The sequence below is a fragment of the Nocardia spongicola genome, from assembly GCF_047200775.1.
GTDB lineage: Bacteria > Actinomycetota > Actinomycetes > Mycobacteriales > Mycobacteriaceae > Nocardia.
In genome coordinates this window covers 20,895-34,974 of sequence record NZ_JBJZOO010000003.1, presented here as the reverse complement: position 1 = coordinate 34,974, position 14,080 = coordinate 20,895, and the positions used below count along the sequence as shown (strand labels likewise).

The 14,080-nt window shown below is 65.2% G+C and carries 8 protein-coding genes; 4 read left to right on the top strand and 4 right to left on the bottom strand.

Translation table 11 applies throughout. From position 1 onward, the window contains the following. Positions 1 to 93: 93 nt before the first annotated feature. The gene (locus tag ACL02S_RS07940) at positions 94 to 6,498 is read left to right on the top strand and encodes a type I polyketide synthase (RefSeq protein ID WP_412801676.1); all 6,405 of its coding nucleotides are present in this window, start codon (positions 94 to 96) and stop codon (positions 6,496 to 6,498) included. 67 nt (positions 6,499 to 6,565) lie between these two features. Here ACL02S_RS07940 and ACL02S_RS07935 read toward each other — a convergent pair whose 3' ends face one another. The 3 genes from ACL02S_RS07935 to mca form a co-directional block, all read right to left on the bottom strand. Continuing rightward, positions 6,566 to 8,638: a thioredoxin domain-containing protein gene (locus tag ACL02S_RS07935; protein WP_412801675.1), complete on the bottom strand. Its 2,073-nt coding sequence runs from the start codon at positions 8,636 to 8,638 to the stop codon at positions 6,566 to 6,568. A 192-nt stretch (positions 8,639 to 8,830) separates the two neighbouring features. Next, a complete protein-coding gene (locus ACL02S_RS07930) occupies positions 8,831 to 9,106 on the bottom strand; it encodes a hypothetical protein (protein ID WP_412802066.1) in 276 nt (91 codons plus the stop codon). After that, positions 9,106 to 9,972 carry a mycothiol conjugate amidase Mca gene (gene mca / locus ACL02S_RS07925; RefSeq protein WP_412802065.1) on the bottom strand — a complete coding sequence of 289 codons (867 nt, stop codon included), beginning with the start codon at positions 9,970 to 9,972 and terminating at the stop codon, positions 9,106 to 9,108. Before mca ends, ACL02S_RS07930 begins: the two co-directional genes overlap by 1 nt. Positions 9,973 to 10,092: 120 nt before the next feature. Here mca and ACL02S_RS07920 point away from each other — a divergent pair, with 120 nt between their 5' ends. Then, positions 10,093 to 10,563: a DUF4307 domain-containing protein gene (locus ACL02S_RS07920; RefSeq protein WP_412801674.1), complete on the top strand. Its 471-nt coding sequence runs from the start codon at positions 10,093 to 10,095 to the stop codon at positions 10,561 to 10,563. Between the two features lie 333 nt (positions 10,564 to 10,896). Then, positions 10,897 to 11,391, top strand: coding sequence for a transcription elongation factor GreA (gene greA, locus ACL02S_RS07915; RefSeq protein ID WP_412801673.1), 495 nt, complete (start codon positions 10,897 to 10,899; stop codon positions 11,389 to 11,391). 100 nt (positions 11,392 to 11,491) lie between these two features. Here greA and ACL02S_RS07910 read toward each other — a convergent pair whose 3' ends face one another. Beyond that, on the bottom strand, positions 11,492 to 12,634 hold the full coding sequence (locus ACL02S_RS07910) for a cystathionine gamma-synthase (RefSeq protein ID WP_412801672.1): 1,143 nt from the start codon (positions 12,632 to 12,634) through the stop codon (positions 11,492 to 11,494). Between the two features lie 227 nt (positions 12,635 to 12,861). On the opposite strand from ACL02S_RS07910, the gene ACL02S_RS07905 reads away from it, so the two are divergent. After that, complete coding sequence (locus ACL02S_RS07905; RefSeq protein ID WP_412801671.1) at positions 12,862 to 14,037, top strand: acyl-CoA dehydrogenase family protein; 1,176 nt, start codon at positions 12,862 to 12,864, stop codon at positions 14,035 to 14,037. The last annotated feature ends 43 nt before the right edge of the window (positions 14,038 to 14,080 follow it).

Below are 14,080 nucleotides of genomic sequence, written 5' to 3'. Positions count from 1 at the left end.
TGCGTCTCGATGGGTACCCATTTCCGAAGCCCACCGTCGCCATTGAGTGCGAACGCGCAGGCACTGCAATCATGTTTCGGCCCAGGAGTTCATGTGTCTGATATTGCTATTGTCGGTATCGGTTGCCATTACGCCGGTGGCATCGAATCCCCGGAAATGTTCTGGGATCTCGTAGTCAGCAAACGCGACGGGGTACGAGAGATCCCACCCGAGCGCTGGGACTGGCGGCGTTTCTACGATCCGGACAAACGCACCCCCTCACATATGTATGTCAAACGAGCGGCGTTTCTGCACAGCGATCCATGGGCGTTCGACCATGATTTCTTCGGTATCTCACCGCGTGAGGCGGCGGGGATGGATCCGCACCAGCGGTTGGTGCTCCAAACCGCGTGGGAGGCCTTCGACGACGCTGGGATCGCAGGCCGGATTTCCGGCTCCTCGATCGGGGTGTACATGGGCGCGTTCACCATGGACCAGGTAGGCGTCGTATCCATCCCGCAGGCGCTGCCGTACACCGATGTGCACACCGCGGAGAGCGCATCGTACACGATGGTCTCCAACCGGTTGGCCTACGCGCTGAACCTGGTTGGGCCCGCGATCACGGTGGACACCGCATGCTCGTCGTCGCTGGTGGCGTTTCATCTGGCCTGCCAAGGTATCGACAACGGCGACTGCGAGATGGCCGTCGCGGGCGGGGTGAACGTGCTGATAGAGCCACAAACGTTCGTCATGATGTGTAAGGGGGGTTTCCTGGCCGCCGATGGACGCAGCAAAGCCTTCGACGCCTCCGCCGACGGCTACGGCCGGGGTGAAGGGGTCGGGATGGTGGTGCTGAAGAAACTCGACGCCGCCCAACGCGATGGCGACCGGATCTACGCGGTGGTGAAAGCCACCGGTTCGAATCAAGACGGTCGCACCACCGCGATCACGGTGCCGAATGCCGACCTGCAAGAAGAGCTGGCCGAAGAAGTCACCCGGCGGGCGGGGATCGCTCCGGATGAAATCACCTATGTTGAGGCGCACGGCACCGGCACCCCAGTGGGAGATCCGCTGGAGCTGAAAGCCATCGGCCGCGCCTACGGGACAGTTGAAGGGCGGACCACGCCATTGGGGGTGGGGTCGGTGAAAACACAATTGGGTCACACCGAGGCCGCCTCGGGGATCGCGAGTGTGATCAAGTCCGCGCTGGCCATCTACCACCGCACCATCGCCCCGCAGTGTTGGCTGGGCACCCCGAACCCGGATATCCCGTTCGAAGAACTGAACCTGCGGTTGCAGCTGGACGCTGAGAAAGTCGGCCCTGAGGTAGAACGGTTCACCATCGCAGTGAACAGCTTCGGTTACGGCGGCACCAACGCCCATGCCATCCTCCAGGAGTACCTGGCACCCGAACATTCCGGCGGGAACGGCCGAGTGCGCACCCCCCGGCATTACATGGTGCTGCCACTGTCGGCACGCAGTGAGCAAGCCGTGCGGGAGCTGGCGAGTGGGTTCGTCCAGCGGATCGCCGAGGGCGCTGATGTCGGCTGGTTGGCCGAGGCGGCGTGGACCCGACGCAACCATCACCCGTTCCGAGCCGGAATCCCCTTCGCCGACAACACCGAATTGGTTCAAGGGCTGATGGAATTCACCAAGGGGGCCGGGCGAGTGAGCCGGATGATCACCAGCAAGGTGGCCGAGCCGGTGTTCGTGTTCACCGGGATGGGCCCGCAGTGGTGGGCCATGGCCCGCGGACTGCTGGAGGCCGACGGGGTGTTCGCCGCCGAAGCAGCCCGCATCGACACCGAGTTCCAGCAGATCGCCGGCTGGTCGATCACCGAAGAACTGCTACGCCCGCAGGAGCAGTCGCGGGCGACCTCCACGGTGGTAGCGCAGGCAGCGAACTTCCTGGTACAGGTGGCATTGGTGGCCGAGCTGGAAGCGTTGGGTATCCGCCCCGCGGTGGTGATCGGCCACAGTGTCGGGGAGGTAGCCGCCGCCTATGTGACCGGAGCCTTATCACTACACGACGCGCTGCTGGTGGGGTATCACCGGGCGCAGTCGCAGGCCACTACCGCCGGGTCGGGCGGCATGCTCGCGATCGGGCTGCCCCTGGCCGAGGCACAAGAGCTGCTCGAAGGGGATACCCGGGTGGATATCGCGGCGATCAACAGCCCCTCGGCGGTAACCCTGGCCGGAGACATCGCCCGCCTCGATGAGATCGCCGAATCCCTCACCGGAGACGGGGTATTCGCCAAACGCCTGCAGGTGGAGGTGCCCTACCACAGCTATCTCATGGATCCCATCCTCGACGAACTACGCACCGCGCTGGCCGGGCTACGCCCCTCCCCACCACAGATCCCGCTGTATTCCACCGTCACCGGCACCCGCCTCACCGATGCGGCGATGGACGCCGACTACTGGTGCGGCAACGTGCGCCAGCCGGTACGCTTCGCCGACGCGACCCGCGAACTCATCGCCGCGGGCAACCGAGTGTTCCTGGAGATCGGCCCACACCCGGTACTCGGCGCCGATATTCGCGAAATCCTGCGCACGGCAGGCGAAACCGGCACCACTGTCGCGACCCTCAACCGCAAACAACACGACACCGACAGCATCCGGCAGACCATCGCGGGACTGTATGCCGCTGGGGTCCTGGACATCGAGGGATTGTTCGCCGAGCTACCGTCTCCCACTCCACACCTCGACCTACCGGTCTACCCCTGGCAGAAAACCCACCTGCGCAACGAAATACCTATCGACCGGCTTCTCCGCTACGGCACCCCAGAAGGCTACGTCATGCTGGGCGACAAAGACCTGGAAGGCAGCCAGAGCTGGCAACTGGAATTGAGTACGCAGGCCCTGCCGTGGCTGGCCGATCATGTGATCAATGGCACCCAGATCCTTCCCGCCGCAGGCTATCTGGACGCAGTACTCAGTCTCGTGCTGCTGCGTACCGAATCCACGCAAGCGGGAATGGAGGATGTGCGGTTCGTCTCCCCGCTGCTCATCGAGGACGGGCGAATACCGCTCATGCGCCTGGATCTGGAGGAGTCGACCCGTCGCTTCACCATTCGCTCCCGCAGCCTGGCCGACTCGGCCTGGACGGTGCACGCCACCGGCCGCTTGGTCGAAGGCAGCTTCGACGAGGTCAAAGGCGAGATCCCTTCCACTGCTTCGCTGGGCGAAATCACCGCGGACGACTACTATGCCCTCCTGGCCGCGAGCGGGCTGGAATACGGACCGGCATTCCGGAGGATCACCGAGATCCGGGTCTCGGACACCACAGCGGTGGCGACCCTTGACGGCACTATTGCCCGCGAGGGCCGGTACGCCGCGCACCCCGCGGTCGTCGACTCCGCCCTCCAGACCGTCTCCCTTCTATTGATGGGATTGTTCAACAAGGATGATGGCGCCTTGGTCCCGGTGGAAATTCGTGAGGTGCGCCTACGAGCACCGCTCCCCGACAAGATCACCGTAGTGGCGCGGCTGACCCCGAACACCGGGATCACGGATATCGACCTGCTGGATGCCAACCACAACATCTGCATGCAGATCATCGGTGGGCAGTCCAAGTCCATCACGCCCCGACCTGCCCCGATGCAACTCATGGCCGACTTCTTCTACGAAGAGGCCTGGCAGATGCGCGATCCCATCGATAACGACGCCCTGCCCACCACCAGAGACCTGGCCACCCTGATCGTGGCGATGGACACCGCGACCACCCCGACCGCCGAACAGATCCTGCGCGTCACCACCCCCGGCTCGGCAGGCGCCGACCTGTTCCTCGTCGGCGATCCCGAGCGCGAAGATCTGGAATCCGCCCTGACCGAACAGTTGCGCACGACCCACACCCGTACCGACGCCGAGCGCCTGCGCCTGGTTGTGGTCGCGGGCACCGGCTACGACGACATAGACAATCTGTGGAGCCTGCGCCGTATCGCGGTGGCCACCAAGGAATTCCTCGACACCTGGCAACAGGAACACGGTATCGAGCAGGAACCTCTCGGCGACGACAACTTCTACGCCTCGCTGATCACCGAAAACGCCTGCACTCACCCGGAAGCCGATACCGCGCCCAACCCGAGCCAGGCCGCGTTGGCAGGCGCCCGCCGGGTGCTGCTCACCGAACAGCCCGAGTTGCGGTGGCGGCTGATCGATCTCGATGGCCGAGTCACCGATACCGACCTCACCATGGAGTTGATGATCCCCGGTGCGTACACCTACGACCACACCGACGAGGTTTTCCTGCACGACAGCGCCCGCTGGACCACCGTAGTGAGCCGCACGCTGCAGGATCGCCTCGACGCCATCGACGAGCCCGTACCGCTGACCGACCCGGGCACCAACTTCCGGCTGGAGCTGCCCAAGACCAAGACCCTCTCCCGGCTGAGCTGGCGGCAATGCGACCGACGCGATCCCGGCCCCGGCGAAGTCGAAGTGCGGATGACCGCGATCGGCCTCTGCTACAAGGATTCGATGAAGGTCATGGGTGTGCTCGGCGAGCGCGAACTCGGCGATACCTACTACGGCCTCGACCTAGGGATGGAGGGTATCGGCACGATCGCCCGTATCGGCGCAGGCGTCACCGGATTCGAGGTCGGCGATCCGGTCTCGGTGAGCTGCAGGGACATGATCCGTCGCTACAACACCCTCAGCGCGGACAGAACATTTCCTGTCACAGCAGACTTCGAGCCCGGCTGGGTCAGCAGTTCGACCTCGTTCCTATCCGCGGTATACGCGCTGGAAGATCTGGCCCGACTACAGCCGGGTGAGACGGTGCTGGTGCACGGCGCGGCCGGCGGTGTCGGCTCGGCCACGGTCCAAGTCGCCAAACAACGCGGCGCCAGAGTGATCGGCACCGCGAGCACCGATGAACGTCGCGCCTACGTACTCGAGCAGGGTGCCGACTACGCGGTGAACTCCCGCTCACTGGATTTCGTCGATGAAGTGTTGGCCTTCACCGAGGGGCGGGGCGCGGACGTGATAGTCAACTCCGCACCCGAGGAGATCCTGGTGCAGAACTTCAAAGCGGTCGCGGAATTCGGCCGCATCGTCGAGATCGGCAAAGCCGACGCCTACTTCGGCGGTACGCTCGAGTTGCGGCACTTCGCCAAGAACGTGGCCTACTTCTCGCTCGACCTCGACCGGATGCTGAAGCAACGGTTCGAATCTTTCATCGAGAAGGCCATCGAGACGTTCAACCGATTCGGTGACGGCACCTACCGGCCATTGCCCTACCAACTGTACGGCACCGCCGATGTCGCGCACGCCTTCGAGGAGGTCGCGCGTTCCAGCCGGATCGGGCGTGTGGTGCTGGACATGACCGAGCAGACGCCACTGATACGGCCACAGCTCCCCGAGGTGACCATCGAGCCCACCGCCCGGTATCTGATCACCGGCGGGTTCGGCGGCTTCGGCCTGGCCGTCGGACGCTGGCTGGTCGACAAAGGTGCCCAGCACCTGACCCTGCTCGGACGCCACGGCGCCACCACCGACGACGCCCGCAACCAGCTCGCCGCGTGGAAGCACCAAGGCATCGAGGTGGTCACCGAGTTGGTCGATGTGGCCGATGCGGAGGCGATCACCGCGATGATCGTCCGCACGCATTCCCCCGAACATCCACTGCGGGGCATCTTCCACATCGCGGGAGTGCTGGATGACAAGCTTATCGGCGATATGGACCGTGCCGGACTGACCAGGGTGTTCCGGACCAAGGCCGTTGGGGCACGCTCGTTGTGGGAGGGCGCGGTAGCGGCCGGGGCACGACTCGACCAGTTCGTCCTGTTCTCCTCCAGTAGTGCCATCTTCGGAAATTCCGGCCAATTCTCTTATACCGCGGCTAATTTCACGATGGAAATGTATGCGCAAAGCCTTGCCGGACAGGGTGTCCCCGCACTGGCGGTCGGCTGGGGTCATATGTCCGGCGCGGGGATGGCCGCAGCCAACGAGAGCCTTGCTCGTTATCTGATCAACGTGGGATTCGAACCCATGGATATGAACGATGGACCCCAGTACCTGGAACAAGCACTACGACTCGATGTGTCCCGGGCCACTCTCTGCCCGATGGACTGGTCCCGGATATCGGGAACTAGACCACAGATGACGCTGATGGGGCGGTTGGAGAACCTGGTCGCGGCCGCGGCGCAGCACGGTTCGGCCTCCGCCCGGCTGCGAGCCGAGCTCACCGACCTCGACGAGGCCGCGCGCAAGAACGTCATCGCACATATGCTCGCCGAGCTGCTGTCGTCGGTCATGGGGGTGTCGGCCGAGGCGATCGACCTGACCGTCCCCTTGCCGGAACTGGGTCTGGACTCGCTCATGGCGGTCGAATTCGACTCGCTGACCATGCAAACCCTGGATATCAGCCTGTCGACGCTGAAGCTCGGGCGGTCGTTCAGCTTGGATCAGGCAAGCACCGCGGTAGCCGAGGCGATAATCGGAGAAACCGATTCGACGGGGCAGCAGGCCACACCGGCCGACACCCCACAGGAAACACCAGTAGAGGTTCCGGCATAACCGAGTCGGCACAAGATCTAGTACGCGGGCCCGCGGCGAGCCACCCGTTCACCGCGTGGCCTCGGCACTAGTTCCGCTGGAGCGCCGCGCGGAGCTGGTCCGGGGTGGAGACCGGGAGGTCGCACACCGAGCCGCGACATACATACGCGGCGGCGGCATCGCGAACCAGCGGACGATCGGCCAGCAGCGGAACGGCATTCGGTGCGGCGGCCAGAACAACCGAACCGCCGGGAGCGGCCAGTCGAGCGGTGGTGAGCAATTCGGTGGGATGGGCAACGGATTCGGTGGTGGCGATAGCGACCTGCAGTGGCCCACGCAGGGCCGCCTCGGCCACCGCGAGCCAATGCCCCGCCGAACGGGGAGCACGCGCCAAGACCACCGCGCCGCATTCGAGTGTGCGATCGGCGAGCTCGCGATACCGCGCGGCATACGCGGGATCGCTCACCGCCGCGGCGGTGAGCAGCGCTTCGGCCAGTGCCGACGCACCGGCCGGGGTGGCGCCGTCGATCGGGTCGCGCGGACGGGCGATAAGTGTTTCGGCGTCGTCGGCGGTATCGAACCAGCTACCGGGACGCTCGGGATCGGCGAAATGCTCGATCGCCGTATCCAGCAGTCGTTGCGCATCGGTGAGCCAATCGAGTTCACCGGTGGCCTGGTGCAGTGCGAGTAGTCCGGTGACCAACCAGGCGTGATCCTCCAGAATGCCGGGTGCCTGGCCTGCTGTGCCGCCGAGCGATGCCCGCCGCAGCCTGCCGTCCACCACATGCTCGGCCAACAGGAAACGGGCGCAGCGAACCGCCACGGTCACCCACTCCGGCTCGTCCACCGCGGTCGCCGCTTCGACGAGCGCGGTGATCGCCATCCCGTTCCACGCGGTCACCACTTTGTCGTCGCGCCCGGGTTGCGGGCGACGATCACGAGCTGTGCTCAGCATCGCCCGCACCCGCTCCAGGCGCGCATAGCCCTGTGCCCCGGACGGCTCGGTGTACCGGGTCAGCACGGAAGTTCCCTGTTCGAAGTTTCCCGCGGTGGTGACCCCGAAGAATTCGGCGGCCCACGCCCCATCGCTCGGCCCGGCCACACCGGTCAGTTCGGCAGGCGTCCACACATAGGTTGCGCCCTCGACACCGGGTGTATCCGGCTCCAGCTGGGTATCGGCGTCCAGCGCCGAAGCGAAGCCACCGTGCGCGGTCCCCAGATCATCGAGCAAGAACCGTACGATCTCCCTGGCGACCCTGCACGGCAATGTTTCCGGCGCCCCAGCGGATTCCGGCACCTGCGCGCCCGTACGCCGCGCCAAATGCGCGTAGACACGCAACAACTGCGCGTTGTCGTAGAGCATCTTCTCGAAGTGCGGCACCACCCACGCGGCATCCACCGAGTACCGCGCGAATCCCCCGCGCAGCTGGTCGTAGATGCCGCCACGGGCCATCGCCTCCGCGGTACGCACGACCACGTCGAACACCGTGGCGTCCCCGGTCCGCTCCCAGTGCCGCAACAGGCCCTCCAGCAGCGCCGACGGCGGGAACTTCGGCGCACTACCGAATCCACCATGTGTGCTGTCCTCCGCGCGGAGCACAGCAGCGACGGTGTGCCCGAGCAGATCCGCCGTGATCGTCATCTCGGCATCGGGCAGTCCCGCTGTCTGCGCGCGCAGCGCCGCGGATACCTCAGCGGACGCCTGCTGTACCTCGTCCCGCCTGGTACACCAGGTATCGGTGATCGCGGTGAGCAACTGGGTGAACGACGGCATACCGCCACGCGGGACTTTCGGATAGTAGGTACCGCAGTAGAACGGTTCCCCGTCCGGAGTGAGGAAACAGGTCATCGGCCAGCCGCCCTGCCCCGTCATCGCGACCGTGGCGTTCATATAGACCGCGTCGAGATCGGGCCGCTCCTCCCGATCGACCTTCACACAGACGAAGTCATCGTTCATCTGGCTCGCGGTCGCCGCGTCTTCGAACGACTCGTGCGCCATCACATGGCACCAGTGGCAGGAGGCGTACCCGACCGAGAGCAGAATCGGCACGTCCCTGGCCCGTGCTTCGGCCAGTGCCTCGGCATCCCACTCCCGCCAGTGCACCGGGTTGTCCGCATGCTGACGCAGGTACGGCGATGTGGCACTACCGAGCCGATTCATAACCTCCACTCTCCCACGATGCCTCTAGATCAACGAGCAAAGTCGCTGCCACCGGATTCTTCGCTTTCATCGGGGTTCTCATGCGCATCCGGGGTCGGCAACGACGTGTCCACGCACTTGCCGTGATCACACTGGTCTGTGCCGGCTACGGCAATCCGGACGCGCAGCCCCTTCCGGCAGGCTGCGCACCGATCAGCTCGACTCGGCGCGGCCGTCCGAGTCCACGCCCTTCACTCCCGTGCCGCGGCGTGTGATGCCGTGCTCGGTTCCCTCATCGGCCTCCTGGTCCGGTTCGGGGTGCTCGGGTTCGAAAGTCGCAGGCAAGCCCTTGATATGCCGGTTCATCGACCGGATCAGCAAGAAGGTGCCCACGAGCAGGAGAAGGACGAGGACGAGCCCGAGTGGCGAGGCCTTGCCGAACTCCGGTCCGGTCGGAGTGGTGGGTGACTGAGCGAGCAGGACCAGCATCACGACAGTTCATCCTCGATTCCCGCGAACAGATCGGTCTCCGGCACCGCGGTCCGCACCCGGGTCCTGGCCAGTTCGAACTCCTCGGTCGGCCACAGTCGCTGTTGTATCTCCAGCGGGATAGCGAAGAACGCGCCGTTGGGGTCGATCTGTGTCGCATGTGCGCGCAGCGCGTCGTCACGCTGCGGAAAGTACTTGGCACATTCGATCTGGGTAGTGATCCGTGAGAACACGTCGCCGCGTTCAGCGGCGTACTTGCGCATCCGGTCCAGCCATTGTTGCAGCGGGAACGGTTCACCGAGACGCTCGTACTCCTCGGCGAACACCTCCATCCGCCGCATGCTGAACCCGTGGTCGTAGTACAGCTTCAGCGGTGTCCACGGCTCACCGGCGTCGGGGAAACGCTCGGGGTCGCCCGCTGCCTCGAACGCGGCCACCGACACCTCATGGCAGCGGATGTGATCGGGATGCGGGTAACCGCCCGTCTCGTCGTAGGTGGTCATCACGTGCGGTTTGAACTCACGTATCACCCGGACCAGCGCCTCGGTCGCCTCCTCCAGTGGCACCAGCGCGAAGCAGCCCTCCGGCAACGGTGGCAGCGGGTCGCCCTCGGGCAGACCCGAGTCGATGAAACCGAGCCAATGCTGGCGCACGCCGAGCGCGCGGGCGGCGGCAGCCATCTCCTCGCGGCGGATCTCTTCGATCCGCTCCAGAACACCGGGTGTGTCCATGGCCGGGTTCAGGATGCTTCCACGCTCTCCGCCGGTCAACGTGACGACGAGAACATCGTGCCCTTCATCGGCGTAGCGGGCGGTGGTCGCGGCGCCCTTACTGGATTCGTCGTCGGGATGGGCGTGCACCGCCATGAGGCGAAGGCCACTCACTTCTCGTTCACCGTCGCTCTCGGTCGCGGGTGTCTAGGCTTCGTTACCTATAGTTCCATCCGATCCGTATTTGTTCCGACCTACCCCCCAGGAGCGACCACCATGAGCGAGCCAGCGCCGCGCACGGGCGGTGACGCGCACGCTGTGGCGGCGACACCGAACAGCCAACGGCCCGACCGGTACGGAACACGACAGGCACCGAGGCGGCGCTGGATCGCGCCGGCCCTCGGCGCGCTCGTCGTCTTGGCCGGGTTCGGCGTCGCCTATCTCGGCTTCCAGAAATACGGCCCGAAAGACATCGAGGCCGAGCAGCTCGGCTACACCGTGGTCGACGATTCGACCATGACCATCCGCTTCAAGGTAACCCGTGCCGACCCCGCGCAGCAGGTGGTGTGCTTCGTCCGCGCGATGGCAAGAGATGGTTCCGAGCTCGGCCGCCGCGAAGTACTCATCGAGCCTTCCGACAGCACGGCGGTGCAACTGACCACTGTCGTTCGGGCATCGGCACGGCCGGTGTCGGGCAGTGTCTACGGATGTAGTGCCCAGGTGCCCGGCTATCTTCGGACCGGCTGATCGCCACGATCACCGAGCTCGGCGGCTGCTTCTACAGCAGCGACACAGCGGCGGTGACCTGTCTACGAAAGCAACTCCGACCTGCGCATTTGTGGATCATGCTAGAATGGCGTGATACACGGTTCCGGGGCTCGGAGCCGTGTTTGCTGCATTGACGGCCAGCGCTGAGGGTTCGGGTATGCGAGTTTGCCCGCGACCGGGGGCCTGTAGGGGTTCGACGAACTTCCCAGGATCGCTCCAGCCGTCGACCGGTGCATGCCCGCAGCCAGCGGGTACACACCAGTGCTCAGGGAATCCCGGCCTGCCGGGAACAACTACTAGGGAGTGATCGAGATGACTGAGACGCAAGTGACCTGGCTGACCCCGGAGTCGCACGACAGGCTCAAGAGCGAACTCGACGCGCTCATCGCCAATCGTCCGGTCATCGCCGCCGAGATCAACGAACGCCGTGAAGAAGGCGACCTCAAGGAGAACGGCGGATATCACGCCGCCCGCGAGGAACAGGGGCAGCAAGAAGCGCGTATCCGCCAGCTGCAGGAGTTGTTGAACAACGCCAAGGTCGGGGTCGCCCCGACCAAATCCGGCGTCGCACTGCCCGGGTCGGTCGTCAAGGTCTACTACGACGGCGACGAATCGGATACCGAAACGTTCCTGATCGCCACCAGGGAAGAGGGCCTGCGCGATTCCAAGCTGGAGACCTATTCGCCGAACTCCCCGCTCGGCGGCGCGCTCATCGATGCCAAGGTGGGCGAGACCAGGGAGTACACCCTGCCCAATGGCAACACCATGAAGGTCACCCTGCTCAGCGCCGAGCCCTACCACAGCTGATACCCCTCGGCCGTGGCGCACGGCCGAGGCAGACAAGCCCCGCGTACCCGAGCGGCCGTACCCGAACACGGGGTACGGCCGCTCACTCATACCGGCGAACCTAGCTCAACGCCTGCTCGATGTCCGCGAGTAGGTCGCTGACATCCTCGATACCGACCGAAAGCCGCACCAGATCCGCGGGCACCTCCAACTCGGAGCCCTCGGTCGAGGCATGGGTCATCGCCGCTGGATGCTCGATCAGCGACTCGACGCCACCCAGCGATTCGGCAAGGGTGAACACCGTGGTCCTGGCGCAGAACTTACGCGCGGCCTCCACATCGCCACGCAGGCGCACCGAGATCATCCCGCCGAATCGCCGCATCTGCTTCTCCGCGACAGCGTGGCCAGGATGCTCCGGCAAGCCGGGATAGATCACCTTCGCGATCGCCGGATGCCGGGACAAGAAATCCGCGAGAGTTTCGGCATTGTCGCAGTGCCGGTCCATCCGCACCGCGAGAGTCTTGGCGCCACGCAGCGTGAGGAAAGCGTCGAACGGACCGGGTACCGCGCCCGCACCGTTCTGCAAGAACGCGAACGCCGCGTCGAGTTCCGGGTCGTCGGTGATCAGCGCGCCCCCGACGACATCGGAGTGGCCACCGAGATACTTGGTAGTGGAGTGCACCACGATATCGGCGCCGAACAACAGCGGCTGCTGCAGATACGGGGTGGCGAAGGTGTTGTCGACCACGAGCTTGGCACCCGCGGCGTGCGCTACATCGGCCAGCGCGGGGATATCACCGATATTCAGCAGCGGATTGGTCGGGGTTTCGATCCACACCAGTTTGGTGTTCGGCCGGATGGCGGCACGGATCGCGTCCACATCGGATACCGGGGCAGGGGAATGCTCGATACCCCACTGCCGGAACACTTTGTCGATCAGCCGGAAAGTGCCGCCGTAGGCGTCGTCGGGAATCACGATGTGGTCGCCAGGGCGCAGTACGGCCCGCAACGCACAGTCCGTCGCGGCCATCCCCGAGGCGAACGCCCGGCCGTAGCGGCCCGCTTCCAGGGCGGCGAGGTTCGCCTCCAGCGCGGTGCGGGTCGGGTTTCCGGTGCGGGCGTATTCGAAACCGCCGCGCAAACCGCCCACACCGTCCTGGGCGAACGTCGAACTCGCGTAGATGGGCACATTCACCGCGCCGGTCTGGGGATCGGGATCGAACCCGGCGTGCACGGCCCGTGTAGAGAATCCCAGCTCGCTCATGGGCTCAGCCTAATCGGCAGGATTCCCGGACCTGTTGCCGGTGGGCTCTTGCGGCGGGTCAGTGCGCGGGCGAGCAGGTCCGGACCGCCACAGCGGCGCCGCCCACAGTGGAATATCACCAATTCTTCAGAAGAAATTTCACACAAATCACCTATCAACAGAAATTTTTGTTATCACTACGAGTATCGAGCCCACCTCCTCCGGGTCCGCCCGATTAGGCTGAGGTCATGGTCACTGTCGAAGAACTGTTCGCCACCGATGCGCTGCTGTCCGCGGACGAGCGCGAGATCCGGGATACCGTCGCCGCTTTCGCGGCCCAGCGGCTGCGACCGCATATCGCGGACTGGTTCGAGTCGGGTTCCTTCCCGGCGCGCGAACTCGCACCCGAGCTGGGCAAACTCGGTCTGCTCGGTATGCATCTGGACGGCTACGGTTGCGCGGGCATGTCGGCGACCACCTATGGTCTGGCCTGCCAGGAGTTGGAGGCTGTCGACTCCGGCGTGCGCAGCATGGTCTCGGTACAAGGTTCCCTGGCGATGACCGCGATCCACAAGTACGGCTCCGAGGAGCAGAAGCAGCAGTGGCTGCCGGAACTCGCCGCGGGCCAGGCACTCGGCTGCTTCGGGCTGACCGAACCCGACTTCGGCTCCAATCCCGGCGGTATGCGGACCAGGGCGAAGCGCGACGGCACCGACTGGGTGCTCAGCGGCTCGAAGATGTGGATCACCAATGGGTCGGTAGCCGACGTCGCGGTGGTCTGGGCCCAGACCGAGGAAGGGGAAAAACAGGTGATCCGCGGGTTCCTCGTACCTGCTGGCACACCGGGATTCACGGCGCGGGAGATGCACCGCAAGCTGTCGCTGCGCGCCTCGATCACCGCGGAACTGGACTTCGACGACGTCCGCCTGCCCGCCGATGCGGTGCTGCCGGGATCACGCGGACTCGCCGCGCCGCTTGGGTGCCTGAGCGAGGCACGCTTCGGCATCGTTTTCGGTGCGCTCGGTGCGGCCCGCGACTGCCTGACCGCGACCATCGAGTACGCCCGCACCCGCGAGGTGTTCGACAAGCCGTTGGCCGCCTATCAGCTCACCCAGGCCAAACTGGCCGATATGGCCTTGGAGTTCGGCAAGGGGCAACTGCTCGCGCTGCATATCGGGCGGCTGAAGGATCAAGGAGTGGTCACGCCCGAACAGGTGAGCGCGGGCAAGCTGAACAGCTCGCGCGAGGCCATCGCGATCGCACGGGAATGCCGCACCATTCTCGGCGCCAACGGCATCACACTCGACTATCCGGTACTTCGCCACGCGAACAACTTGGAGTCGGTGCTCACCTACGAGGGCACCTCCGAAGTACACCAGTTGGTGCTCGGCCGGGCCTTGACCGAAGCCAACGCCTTTCGCTGACCGGGCTTTCCCCGCGCCACCCTGTGGGAAAGCCCTATCCGGC

Coding starts and splice junctions, on each gene's coding strand:
- ACL02S_RS07935 (WP_412801675.1), bottom strand. CDS start 8,638: ATGAATCGGCTCGGTAGTGCCACATCGCCGTACCTGCGTCAGCATGCG.
- ACL02S_RS07930 (WP_412802066.1), bottom strand. CDS start 9,106: ATGCTGGTCCTGCTCGCTCAGTCACCCACCACTCCGACCGGACCGGAG.
- mca (WP_412802065.1), bottom strand. CDS start 9,972: ATGGCGGTGCACGCCCATCCCGACGACGAATCCAGTAAGGGCGCCGCG.
- ACL02S_RS07920 (WP_412801674.1), top strand. CDS start 10,093: ATGAGCGAGCCAGCGCCGCGCACGGGCGGTGACGCGCACGCTGTGGCG.
- greA (WP_412801673.1), top strand. CDS start 10,897: ATGACTGAGACGCAAGTGACCTGGCTGACCCCGGAGTCGCACGACAGG.
- ACL02S_RS07910 (WP_412801672.1), bottom strand. CDS start 12,634: ATGAGCGAGCTGGGATTCTCTACACGGGCCGTGCACGCCGGGTTCGAT.
- ACL02S_RS07905 (WP_412801671.1), top strand. CDS start 12,862: ATGGTCACTGTCGAAGAACTGTTCGCCACCGATGCGCTGCTGTCCGCG.